Origin of the sequence: Holospora undulata HU1 (assembly GCF_000388175.3) — a bacterium.
Taxonomy (GTDB): Bacteria; Pseudomonadota; Alphaproteobacteria; order Holosporales; family Holosporaceae; genus Holospora; species Holospora undulata_A.
The window spans coordinates 1-12,566 of the sequence record NZ_ARPM03000066.1; the positions used below are offsets into that span (position 1 = coordinate 1).

Below are 12,566 nucleotides of genomic sequence, written 5' to 3' on the forward strand. Positions count from 1 at the left end.
AGAGGTGGACAATATACTAAATTTTAATGCTCTATTCGACGCTATTTCGTGCTTCTTTAAAATATCTAATTCAACCTAAATTCTATATAGCTTTCCTCTTTTGATTGAAGCTTAAGTGCTTTTTTACGAAATTGAACAGAGTATTTCATGTTTTTATTTTTTTGATTCATACTCTAACTCAATTCTCAACTCATTTCCATGACTTTTTTATTCGATCTTAGCTATAACAAAAGTATTTCAAAAAATTATTATTTTTTCGTATTAATAAAAATTTATATTATTTTATTGTATTCTTATAATGAAAGATTTAACAAGTTAAAATTAATATGAAAATTTGTATCAAAAAAATGAATATAATTATATTTAGCATGCTAGTAATTTCTTTTAACTCTGCATGGCCAGCTCCTAAACATGCACAACAAAAAATAAAGACTGATCAAAAAAAAACTCTAGACCAAGCCCCAAACAACTCCCCCAACTCACCTCCTGCTCCGCGACAAAGAAGCCACTCCTTCAGTTTTAATAACTCTCCGGAAACAAAAAATAATTTTAATAACTCTCCGGAAACAAAAAATAATTTTTCAGATTTTGAAGAATTAATGAAAAGAGAAAAAATGGAGGAAGAGCCAGAAAACAAACCACCTAGACCAAATAGAAAAAGTCAACCCGTACAGCGTAGACAAGATGAAATGGAAGAAGAAAAGCGATCAAAAATGTCACAAGAAGATCAGTCAAAAGACTCAGGAGAATCGTCACGACAAAAAAAAGAACAAAAATCCCCAGAAAATTCAGAAGAATCAGAACACGATCAAGCCCCAAGAAACCCAGACCAGATGGAACTAGAATAAAAAACACCCTACTGAGGTTCACTTGACCCCGTAGGCTGCATACATCTCTCTTTAAAAAAGCCCTTCTTTTTTTAGAAGAGCTTGCTTATAAAAAAGGATGTTCTAAGTGTTACCCCCCTTTCCACTCTTTTTTCTTAATTTTTACACACATAGCTTCTGGAACCAAAGCGTAATGAGAAAATTCCATAGAGTACGTAGCACGCCCCTGACTCATAGAACGTAAAGTATTCACGTACCCAAAAAGCTCAGACAACGGAACTTGAGCGCTGATTGTTTTTGCGTTCCCCTGATCTTCCATACCTTGTACTTGCCCCCTGCGAGAATTTAAGTCTCCCATAACGTCTCCCATGTAGGTTTCTGGTGTAACGACATCCACTTTCATTACGGGCTCTAAAACTTTTGGTCCTGCTTTTGCTGCTGCCTCTCTAAAAGCAGCTCTTCCTGCGATTTCAAAAGTTAAGGTGTTTGAATCAACGTCGTGATAAGAACCGTCTATCAAAGTTGCTTTGAAATCCACTGTGGGAAAACCAAACGACACCCCTGTTTGGCGCGCGTTATTGATCCCCTTTTCTACCGAAGGGATGTACTCTTTTGGAATCGCTCCCCCGATAATTTTGTTCTCAAACACAAAGCCAGCACCAGGCTCTAGAGGCGAAAAAATAATTTTAACCCGAGCAAACTGTCCAGCACCTCCTGTTTGCTTTTTGTGTGTATAATCAATTTCGTAAGTTTTAGAGATAGTTTCTCTGTAAGCTACTTGCGGAGCTCCCACAGTGGCGTCTACCTTAAACTCTCGCTTCATACGGTCAACGATAATTTCTAAGTGGAGCTCTCCCATTCCCGCAATTAACGTCTGCCCCGTTTCTTGATCAGAAGAAAAACGTAAAGAAGGATCTTCAGAAGCCAACTTAGACAACGCTAATCCCATTTTTTCTTGATCGCTTTTGGTTTTTGGCTCTACCGCTACAGAAATAACCGAATCAGGAAACTCCATACGTTCCAAAATAATCGGATCATTAATAGCACACAACGTATCCCCCGTTGTGGTTTCTTTTAACCCTGCTAAAGCAACAATATCCCCCGCTCTAGCTTCCTTTATGTCTTCTCGAGAATTTGCATGCATCAAAAGCATACGACCGATGCGTTCTTTTTTACCTTTAATCGTGTTTAGCAACGTCATTCCTGTTTCTAGTTTTCCTGAATAAACACGAAAATACGTCAAAGACCCCACAAAAGGATCTGTTGCTATCTTAAACGCCAACCCGGAAAGAGGAGCACCAAAGTCCGGCTTTCTATATACAACAGTCTCGGTGTCTGGAATAACCCCCTCTACATCTGGAATATCAAGAGGAGATGGCAAATAATCAAGGATTGCATCTAATAACGTTTGAACACCCTTGTTTTTAAAAGCAGATCCACACAATACCGGAACAAACGAAAAAGCAAGACTCCCTTTTCTTAAGCAACGCTTGATGTCTTGTTCTGTCAAGGCTTTGCCTTCCAAAAATTTTTCCAGTATTCCATCATCTTGCTCTACAACGGCCTCTAACAAAGCCCCTCTGTACGTTTGAACAGAACGAATAAGCTCAAGCGTTAATGTATTCTTAATGTGGAGCCTCAAAGCATCGAAATTTCCACCATCTTTAACTATTTGATCTTGAATTTCTTTTAAAAATTCATCGGTACGCTCTAAAGCATCGCTAGAAAGCCAATGAGAAATATCGCAAATACTAAATGTTGCACCAAGACTTTCTATATGCCAGTAAATCGCTTTCAACGCCACCAGATCAATAATCCCCATAAACGCGCCTTCTTTTCCTATGGGCAATTGAACTACTATAGGCTTACTTCCTAGACGTTCTTGAATCATATGAACGCAACGAAAGAAATCTGCCCCTAAACGATCCATTTTATTTACAAAGCAGATTCTAGGAACTTTATACTTATTGGCCTGACGCCAAACTGTTTCTGATTGAGGCTCAATCCCTGCAACACTATCAAATACTGCAACTGCGCCGTCTAGAACCCGTAAAGAACGCTCTACTTCTATAGTAAAGTCTACGTGACCAGGGGTGTCGATAAGATTGATCCGATGCCCATTCCAAAAACACGTCGTCGCTGCAGAGGTGATTGTAATGCCTCGTTCTTGTTCTTGTTCCATCCAATCCATAGTGGCAAGTCCTTCGTGAACCTCACCAATTTTATGACTTCGGCCGGTATAATACAAAATACGCTCAGTAGTTGTGGTTTTTCCCGCATCAATGTGAGCGATAATTCCAATATTACGATACAGATTTAAAGGGTGAGTTTCAGACATAATGCGAAAAAATCTCCTAATAGATATTAATGCTTAGCTTTGTATTTTTATTTTACCTTGATTTCGTTGAAAAAAAAAGCACACAAAGGAAATTAATCGCTTATAAATTTTTTTTTCTAGATAAAAAATCAACTTAAGCAGTAAATTTTTTTTAATTTTTATTTTTTGTTTTTTTGTTACATTATAAAAAAGTACACTTGTTAAATAATGAAGTGCCTTGTCGTTGATGACGATCTTGGGTTATTAGGCGTAATGTATCACTACCTCAGTCAACACCTTCCTCTACATTGGACTATTTATACCGCACACAACGGGCTAAGCGCAAGAAAACTGCTACACCAGCACCACGGAGCACATATTTTAATCACAGACCGCCATATGCCAGGAGAAACCGGAATAAGCCTTTTACGATTTGTGGCAGAAATTTGGCCTAACACACGTTTTATTCTTATTTCCTCAGATCAAAAAGATTTACACATTGTTGAAGAAAACTTGTCTCATTTCTATTTTTCTCACCAACAAGGATTAGGAGCAAAGGGATTATTTCTGGTAAAACCTTTCTCCATGAGCACACTATTACAAGCAGTGTGTGAACTTATGGTAACATAAATCGTATTTTTTGATTTTTTCTAACTTCCCTCTTGCCAACTAATCATCCACAACTTTCCACAACCTCTTTACACCGCGTACACAAATGTCCCTCTTGAACATCTTTGTACTTTTTCCAACATCTTGGACATTTATGCCAACTCAAAACATCTATTTTTATCGCAGGACTATCTTGATCCCAAAAAATTTTAAGATCGGAAGTTAAGCACAATTCTAGTAAAATTTTTTCATAACACTCTTTATACTTTCCTGCAATTCCCTCATCTTTTTGTGTTAAGTAGATCTGAACACCTGCGTCAAGACTTCCCTTGATTTCTTTATTTTTCCGATAAGACTCCAGCGCCTCAGTCACTTGACCTCGAATGCTTAAAATATGCTCAACACAGCCTGCACCATCCCAATCTGCAAAACAAGCAGGAGGGGAAAATATATCTTGAAGATGAACTGACCAATATGCGCACTCTTGTAGTACCTCTTCTTCTTTAAGCCAATTCAACAAGGTTCCGGTATTAGACTGAAGATCCTTTTTCCACTCACGAGTAGAAATAAAAGATCCAAGTCCAAAAACCTCTTTTCCAAAAATAGTCCACGCTTCTTCTGTTGTAAAGGGAAGAATAGGTGCCAAATGCTTACACAAAAAGATAAAGCAATACAGTAAAGTTGTTCGCACTTGATTTCGAGAAAAACTATCAAGAGCATCACAATACAACACATCTTTCTTAACGTCCAGATAAAAAACTGAAAGATCGGTACAAACCTGCATAACACTTTTCAAAAAATACTGAATGTTTAAACATCTCCCTTGAAAATCTGCCTGAGCTACTTTTTCCAAAGATAACGTCTCTAAAAGCTCTTGATGCGCACGAAACAAAGTGTACAAAACCCTGCGACTAAGAAAATCAAGCTGATGTATTGGCAAAATGTTTTCCACACCAATTCCTTGAAGAACCCCCAACATAAACCTTAAAGTATTTCTGTATTTCTTATACATGTCCTTAACTCGTGCGAAAACTTCATCTCCCACACGAATATCTTTTTCATAATCTTCGTGAGCAACCCACAAACGTAATAAATCTGCCCCATGCTCTTTTACAAACTCAACAGGGTCGATACCGTTGCCCTTAGATTTGGATTGCTTTTCCCCTGAGCTGTCTAACAAAAACCCATGAGTCAAAACACTTCGAAACGGGGGGCGCCCTTCTAACGCAATACCTGTCAACAATGAAGACTGAAACCACCCTCGATGTTGATCAGATCCTTCAAAATATGCCCAAGCAGGCCATAACGGCTGAAGTTCTGTACTGCACTCTTTAAGGACGGCTCTATAAGTCAAGCCCGATTCTAGCCAAACATCCATGATATCTTCTACTTTTATCCAATCTTGAGCAGAAATATCAGGAAACATATGGAAAGGAGCGTCCGTAAACCAGAAATTTACCCCTTCTTTTAAAACCCTTTCATACAATTTTTTAAATACAAGGGGATCGTTTAAACATGCTCCAGTTTTCTTATTTACAAAGAACATTAAGGGAATCCCCCAAGCACGTTGTCTTGAAATACACCAATCAGGCCGATTACGCACCATATTTGCCAGACGATGGGCTGAAGACTTTGGATGCCAAGAAACTTGTCCTTCTTCGATAGAACGCAGAGCCTTATTTCGTAAAGACTCTTCATGCCCTTTCTTATCTAGACGAATAAACCATTGGGGAGTAGCCCTATAGCATAAAGGCGTCTTAGAACGCCAAGAATGAGGATAACTGTGTAGGTAAGGATGAGAAAAAGCCAGCGTACCTTCTTTTTCTAAAGCATCTTTAATAACTTCTTCTGACTTCCACATATTTATGCCGGCAAAGGCGGGAACACAGCAAGAAAATGTTCCATCGGGAAGAATAGTTTCAGGAACTTCTAACTGATACTTAAGCCCCACAGCAAAATCTTCCGGACCATGAGCAGGGGCGGTATGGACCAACCCAGTTCCAATATCACACGTAACATGAGATGCAGGTAATAAAGGAACATCAAACGTATAGCCTAACGCGCGCAAAGGATGAAAACACCGAATACGCCGAAGATTTTCTTCTGTTAATGCAAATACATTACTGTAATTTTTAATCCCTAAGGTCTTTTGTATAAAAGGAACACGATCTTGGGCTACAATAACCCATTCTCCTTTTTTCCACATTAAGGAATCTTCATCTTCTATCTGAAGCGCTACATAAGAAAGTTCTGGATGGTAACAAATTGCCCGATTTCCTGGCAAAGACCACGGTGTTGTTGTCCAAATCAAAACAGAAAAGCTAGAATTTTCTGCTGCAGAACACGAGTGCAAAAGCTCGCACCCCAGAGTGTTCTTTTGAATAGGAAACCTAACATACAGCGCAAGAGAGGTCACATCCTTGTACTCTACTTCTGCTTCCGCCAACGCAGTTTGTTCTGTACATGACCACAAAACAGGACGAGTTCCTTGATAAATAAACTCTTTTTGAAGAAGCTCAAAAAGCGCCTGAACAACGCAAGCTTCAAAATGCGCCTTCATGGTGTTATAGGGAGCGTCAAATTGTCCAATAACTCCAAGTCTTTGCATCGCTAGCGACTGCTCTTGTATCCACCGCTCAGCAAAAGCTTGGCAATCTGCTCGAAGCGTTTGCAAAGAAACTTCTCGCTTAGAAATTCCTTTTTTAAGATACTCTTTTTCCATTTGAGCTTCGATAGGAAGACCATGACAATCCCACCCTGGAACAAAGTCTATGTCAAATCCGTGCATAACATTTAACCGATTCACAGTGTCTTTTAGGATTTTATTTAGTGCATGCCCCAAATGAATAGGCCCATTAGCATAAGGAGGGCCGTCTGCAAGAACCTTCAAGGGACGCCCCTTTCTTAAATCTCGAATGCGCGCATAAAGACCTATGTTTTGCCACCATTCCAGAATAAAAGGCTCCCGCAATCCGAGATCTCCTTTCATGGGAAAATGAGTTTTAGGAAGTGAAACTGAATAAGAAGTACTCATCGTGATAAAAAACACCACAAAATTTCTTCATTGTATCCGGATTTTTACTAAAAAAACAATCCATACTAATCAAGATTCTGCTTGATTTTTCTCACTTTTTTTAAATCAATGAATATCAGACGAATAAAATTTTTCAATAATTTGTGTTTTTATTCAATACAATAAATATTGCAATTTTATTTGTAATTAAAAAAATGATTTTTTTGTTTTTAATATGTTATTAATTATTGTTTCTATCAGCAAGCTCCTTTGCAATCCATGCCCCATCCAGAACAAGAAGAACCCAGGCAAGCAAACAGACAAGAATAAATAGATTCGCAAAATCTTGAACTAATAGAACTAGAGACTCCAGATTTTGGGGGGAATAAGAGAATTAAAATTTAAAAAAAAGACAACTACAGAGAAACGAAAGCTTAGAAGACAAAAACTTTGAACAATTTTTAGAATACGATTTAAGAGAAATTTTAAAACCTTTATTCAAAAGCTATAATGTAAAGGTTATGAAACAAAAGTTTTTTAATTTATCAAAGGAAGATAGATAATTTGAAAAATTTTCTAAATTTTCTAAAAAAACAAAGAAAATTTCATCAAAACTCTAGAAGTATTAGGAAAAAGAAAAACTGACGATCCTTTATTTTTTGAAAAAATTAATTTAAGTCACAAAGAGTTTAATGAAATCACGCAAGCACTCCCCCCCTTCTCTTTTTCAACAATTAGCCTTGAAGTAACAGAAGAAATTCCTTCGCTTTGGAAAAATTTAAAAAATATTTTTTTGGAACTTTTATAGTAAAGAAAATATAAATGATTACAAATAGCATTCATTGATTTTTTCTTCGATAATCCCTTGTTTGAGCGCATTTATGTTTAATGGGAGTTAAGATCTGGAAAACAATATGGCGGTAAATAAAAAAGTTCGTGCCCAGCCTTTCCTAGATCTTCTTTCATCTTTTCCCCCTTATGAAAAGTCCCGTTATCCATAACGAGTACACTTCTAGGCAGTAGTTTTAGAAGAAGTCCTTGAATTACCCAAGCATCAAAAAAGCTGTGTTAAGAAAAGGTTGAAATAAACTCACAATAAGCCCCCTTTTTAGGAAATATCCATGAGTTCTTTGCTGAGCAAAGCTACTTTCATCGATAACAATGTCATAAAGAATCTGGAAAGCTCTTAACATCTAATATAAAAAGTTAATTTGTTATTTTCTTAGAAAACCAAAAAACTTATTGCCCGTTCCTTTTTTTTCTTTAATAATTTTTTTAATATATTCTTCTGCGTCTTCTATTGGGCGATATAGAGCTTGAGTAAAATCAAATAGGACTTTCATCCTGGGGATAGCTGCATCCTTCTCTTCTGTATACAGTCCAAGAAGATCGTTGCTTGTTTTTAAAAAAAATTCCTTTAGTGTTTTTTGGTATCCCTGAAGTTCTTGTGCACTATGAGGATAGTTCTTAATTTTATCTTTTTGTATTAAGAATTGCTTGTAGTAATCTTTTTGTCTAGCGTAGTCACTGGTGTTTGTACCAATTTTTTCTTCATCAGATTTATCGAAATCAAAGAAAAATAATAGACTTAGCGCCCGCCCTATGTTTTGAACGTAAAGAGATCTCACTATTTTAAAAAAACTCTCAGCGTAGAGTTCCCTAGTTTTTGTTTCATTTTTTTTCATTAATTCTTCACTAAAATTTTTAAAAACATCAATAAAAGGCGTTGCTAGATCAGAATATGCTCTTGATGGTTGGAAGGTATGGATTTCTTGGCCAGCATAGACTACTGTATTTGCACATAAGGCAATCATAAGTAATTTATTTAACATTTTTATTCACAAGTTAATTCTTTATTTTATCAAAAGCATGTAAAAAATTTAATAAAGACTAAAAGATTATGTAACAACAAATAAATACAAAAAAAAATGAAATATTTGATTAATAAATTTAGGCCTGTTTATTATCGAGATGTTTTTATCCATGCTTTTATAAAATTCCAAACTTTCTCAACTATTCCCTGTTCTTTTTGAGGAATTATTTTTTTGATTTCTTCTTCTTTTTTTTCTATTTTTATGTTTTCGATAAAATCAATTTCTTTTGTTAGCAAAGGTTCTTCGTGACTCTGAGCTTCATTTTTTAATAAAATTTCAAATAAATTAGCGTATTTAGATAAATTTTCTTTAACTTTTTTTAAAAAAAAATTTTTTCTTATTGAATTATTTTTAAGTAATGCTTTTTTTTCTATTTTTGATTTTTCATCTAAAAGTTTTAAAAACAACGGAAGTAATAAAAAATTCATAGACGGCAAAGCCACCGCCGCATGATCTTTATCTTTATCTTTATTTTTTTTTTCCTCATATTGCTTTGAAAATTTTTTTTCTTTTTGCAGAGAAAGAATAATTTTTTTTTCTAATTCTTCTATATGGTTTACATAGCTACGTCTCATATTTTCAAAAAAATCATCGGCGCAGTATTTCATTAACACTGTTATTTCTTCATCGGAAAAATTCAGCAGTCCTGATTCTTTTTTTATTTTTTTCAAAAAATTCCTGAAATCTAAAAAAGTTTTTTCAAAATAGTGCATTTTTTTTTTGTAATCAACGAAATTATTTTTTGTATCGTGTTTACCAGGGGAAATACTCATTATTTTTTCTAAATCTTTATCAAAAACAGCGTGAACTGGTATATTTGCACTTAATAAAAAAAAAATATAAAAACAAGAAATTTATTTAACATTTTTATATAAGAACTATAGCTTTACTTTATTTTTATATCAAAAATTTATAATTTTTTTGTAAAGATACACCAAAGCTGTGGTGAGATACAAATATTTCTGTACGGCAGTTATAGAAATTAAAACTAATACCAGATCCCATTACTAAATGGATAGGTATGTTGCTCATAAATTGACCGCACTATAGTAATTTAGGTTAAATTAGATATTTTAAAGAAGCACGAAATAGCGTCGAATAGAGCATTGAAATTTAGTATATTGCATTCAATCAACCTCTTCGAGCACTTTTTAGATACACCTTTTTACAGCAAGTCTTTTTCAAACGCTAGTGAATACTGCACTATTTAATGCTTGGGTAGAAAAAAACTTATACCTAAACTACTAAAAAATCGCAAGGTGTGAAAAATGTCTCCTTTCACAAAAGTACCTCATATGCAAAAGGCTTTAGAAAAAATTTAATATACCCTTTTGCATCTGTCTTTCTGTTCATCTGAATTCTATTGAGAAAAAATCTGCTCAGGTGAAGATGCGCTGAAAATTTCATTGTTCTGGCGCTCATGATTAGAGGAAAAGAGTAAAACCTCTGCTTAGATAATTCAAGATCTTCTTCCAACACCACAACTTAAAAAAAATAAATGTTATAGAAGCCTTTTTTCATGGTCATAATTACAACCATTTTGTGTTGTGTAAGCTATTATAGAAATTTTTTTTATTTACTCTAGAACTTTTCTAGTAAGACGGTATACACTTAGTTTCTGTTGGCGTAAAAAACACTAAAGGAGCGACTATGAACACAACCTTTTCTTTGATAAAACCAAGCGCGATGAATCATTGTGAAGAAATTTTAATGGCGATTAAAACGGGAGGATTCTCTATTTTAGCAATGAAAAGTCAGCATCTTACTTTGTCTCAAGTAAAAAAATTTTATAAAGAACATGCTGAGAGATCATTTTTTGAGCCCATGTGTGAGCGTCTTACTTTGGGTCCTGTTTTACTGATGGCGCTTTATGAGCATAATGGGACGGATACTCCACTAAGGTTCAGGGCGTTACTTGGAGCAACAAATCCAAAAGATGCGGCTCCTGGAACGCTTCGGCAGCTTTTTGGTGTAGATCTTGATTTTAATGCCATTCATGGATCTGATTCCGACATTAGCGCAATTAGAGAGCTTAGCTTTTTCTTCTCTGGAATAGAAACTGGGTTGCTTTTTAATGATTCTCGAGGATTGGAGTTGTGATATGATAGATATGTGTTTTAAAAAATTTTTGAAAAATTTTATAAAACATCGATGGTGCAGCTACGGTTCTATCTAAGAAGAAAAATTGACAACTACTTAGGAGATATTAGCATTAGCTTTGACGTAATTGCAGTGAATCTAACGAAAAAAAGTTAAGTACTAAAAAATTTAACTGCTCTTTTTTTAGTACTTTGTGCTAGGTTAAGATGGTATTCACAGGAAAAACGGTAGATTTCAAAGAAAACATCTACACCGTATAGGAAAGATTTTTGGAAAAAGTGATAGAACGCATGAAAAAAGTAACAGTTTCATAGCGTGGTGATAATATCTTCCAATGATCTTCCAATGCATTAGGTGCAAAGGGCGTAAATTAGAGAGCAGCCGTCTATCAAGGAAAGTAGGAGAAAATTAGGCTATAGCTAAATGCCACCCCCCATGAAAACGTAAGTAAAGATAAATAAATCGCACGCAAAGAACTAAAAGAAGATAATATCTCAAGAATTTTTGTATATAGGAGAAATGAAGGTAAGAACTGACTATTTGCAAAGATGGAGGAAGGGGAAAAAAGAGAGGAAGAATCATTTATAAAAAAAAAGTGGAAAATGTTACGAGCCAGCAAATATTGTAACTAGGGATATTAATCACAAATCAATAGAGTTGATGATTTTGAATGGTTTTTGTAACACAGAATTTTTTTAAAATGGGCGCAGAAATGTTTTAATTACAAGAAGTGCTCTTGGAAGCCTGCGGTTATGGATTGATTGTATTGAGGTTCATAAATCTTAGAATGTAAAATATAAAACAATTTGTTAGGTCTGCTGAGTTACAATTATGTTCACCAAACTTAAACTTCGTTGGGGCACTATGAATCAGTGGATTATGTTTCATATAGCTAAAGCTATAGTAACTTAGGTTGAATTAGGTATATTTTTTTGTTAAAATAAAAGAAAAATGACAAAGAGTCACAGCAACGATTTAAAACAAAGGGTAACAGAATATTTAGATGAGGGGGCGGGTATATTGAAGCATCGCACCTATTTAAAGAGGGAGATTGAATACAATATACTAAATTTTAACGCTATTTCTTGGTTCTTTAAAATATCTAATTCAAACCAAATTACTATATATGCCACTCCTAAACGCTGTTTTGCATATCTGATACCAGAAGCTCTGACTCCCTAACCTCTTAGCCCTTTCATAGCTATACCTATCTGGAAATTCTTCTATATAATTCTATATAATTTCTCTTTATCTAATTTTGTCCATCGTTTATTCCTTTTGTTAACCTTTTCAAGATTTTTACTCTATCTCTCTACTGCTGATTTAGATATGCAAAATCTAGCGGCTACTTTTTCAAATGATAAACCGCACTTTGTTTTTAATACTTTTTTAGAAAATCATAACCTTAATTAATATAATTTATTACATAATTATAACTCTATCCAGCCTCATTGTCATATTATTTTTATGATGTTTTAGATATATATAGACGTATTTTGTAACCCGAATTGCCACAAAAAGATACCCCTTCCCCTCTGGGCACCTGCGTATCGATATGCACAAAACTAATATGGATAGTCCTTAAAATGGTCCTTTTCTTGAGGGGGGCTTTCCCCCCTCATCTTTTGGAAGAACATTGAGACCATTTCGTTTAAGGCAGAAATAAAATTGGAACGTTTCAGTTCGGGGAGGTGTCTTTTAGAGCAATATAAACCTCATCAAGCGATAATTTAGAAATACGTCTAGATTTGGAAAGCACATGGTGCTGCGTTAAGGATAAGACGCGCTTTGGCTGTGTCGGGCCCGAGCGCTTATACCTCAACGCT

9 protein-coding genes are annotated in these 12,566 nt (G+C 35.1%); 4 read left to right on the forward strand and 5 right to left on the reverse strand.

Annotated features, from left to right (window positions below):
* Positions 1-347: 347 nt before the first annotated feature.
* A complete protein-coding gene (locus K737_RS01085; protein ID WP_235075649.1) occupies positions 348-848 on the forward strand; it encodes a hypothetical protein in 501 nt (166 codons plus the stop codon).
* A gap of 109 nt (positions 849-957) precedes the next feature.
* On the opposite strand, the gene fusA is transcribed toward K737_RS01085, so the two are convergent.
* Entirely contained in the window at positions 958-3,165 is a 2,208-nt protein-coding gene (gene fusA / locus K737_RS01090) for an elongation factor G (protein ID WP_006297375.1), read from the reverse strand.
* Between the two features lie 207 nt (positions 3,166-3,372).
* Here fusA and K737_RS01095 point away from each other — a divergent pair, with 207 nt between their 5' ends.
* Positions 3,373-3,774, forward strand: a complete 402-nt coding sequence (locus tag K737_RS01095; protein WP_006297377.1) for a response regulator — start codon at positions 3,373-3,375, stop codon at positions 3,772-3,774.
* A gap of 43 nt (positions 3,775-3,817) precedes the next feature.
* On the opposite strand, the gene ileS is transcribed toward K737_RS01095, so the two are convergent.
* From ileS to K737_RS01110, 4 genes are all read right to left on the reverse strand, one after another.
* Positions 3,818-6,787, reverse strand: coding sequence for an isoleucine--tRNA ligase (gene ileS, locus K737_RS01100; protein WP_006297379.1), 2,970 nt, complete (start codon positions 6,785-6,787; stop codon positions 3,818-3,820).
* Between the two features lie 864 nt (positions 6,788-7,651).
* A complete protein-coding gene (locus K737_RS11730) occupies positions 7,652-7,810 on the reverse strand; it encodes a transposase (protein WP_407636437.1) in 159 nt (52 codons plus the stop codon).
* Between the two features lie 170 nt (positions 7,811-7,980).
* A complete protein-coding gene (locus K737_RS01105) occupies positions 7,981-8,598 on the reverse strand; it encodes a hypothetical protein (protein WP_006297382.1) in 618 nt (205 codons plus the stop codon).
* Between the two features lie 131 nt (positions 8,599-8,729).
* Positions 8,730-9,311, reverse strand: coding sequence for a hypothetical protein (locus K737_RS01110; protein WP_152531022.1), 582 nt, complete (start codon positions 9,309-9,311; stop codon positions 8,730-8,732).
* Between the two features lie 979 nt (positions 9,312-10,290).
* On the opposite strand from K737_RS01110, the gene K737_RS01120 reads away from it, so the two are divergent.
* The gene (locus K737_RS01120) at positions 10,291-10,740 is read left to right on the forward strand and encodes a nucleoside-diphosphate kinase (RefSeq protein WP_006297385.1); all 450 of its coding nucleotides are present in this window, start codon (positions 10,291-10,293) and stop codon (positions 10,738-10,740) included.
* A gap of 951 nt (positions 10,741-11,691) precedes the next feature.
* Positions 11,692-11,922 carry a hypothetical protein gene (locus K737_RS01125; protein WP_006297386.1) on the forward strand — a complete coding sequence of 77 codons (231 nt, stop codon included), beginning with the start codon at positions 11,692-11,694 and terminating at the stop codon, positions 11,920-11,922.
* Positions 11,923-12,566 lie beyond the last annotated feature (644 nt).

Excerpts from the sequence above, each read along its gene's own strand:
- K737_RS01085 (WP_235075649.1), top strand. The coding sequence starts at position 348 with ATGAATATAATTATATTTAGCATGCTAGTAATTTCTTTTAACTCTGCA.
- K737_RS01105 (WP_006297382.1), bottom strand. The coding sequence starts at position 8,598 with ATGTTAAATAAATTACTTATGATTGCCTTATGTGCAAATACAGTAGTC.
- K737_RS01125 (WP_006297386.1), top strand. The coding sequence starts at position 11,692 with ATGACAAAGAGTCACAGCAACGATTTAAAACAAAGGGTAACAGAATAT.
- K737_RS01095 (WP_006297377.1), top strand. The coding sequence starts at position 3,373 with ATGAAGTGCCTTGTCGTTGATGACGATCTTGGGTTATTAGGCGTAATG.
- fusA (WP_006297375.1), bottom strand. The coding sequence starts at position 3,165 with ATGTCTGAAACTCACCCTTTAAATCTGTATCGTAATATTGGAATTATC.
- ileS (WP_006297379.1), bottom strand. The coding sequence starts at position 6,787 with ATGAGTACTTCTTATTCAGTTTCACTTCCTAAAACTCATTTTCCCATG.
- K737_RS01120 (WP_006297385.1), top strand. The coding sequence starts at position 10,291 with ATGAACACAACCTTTTCTTTGATAAAACCAAGCGCGATGAATCATTGT.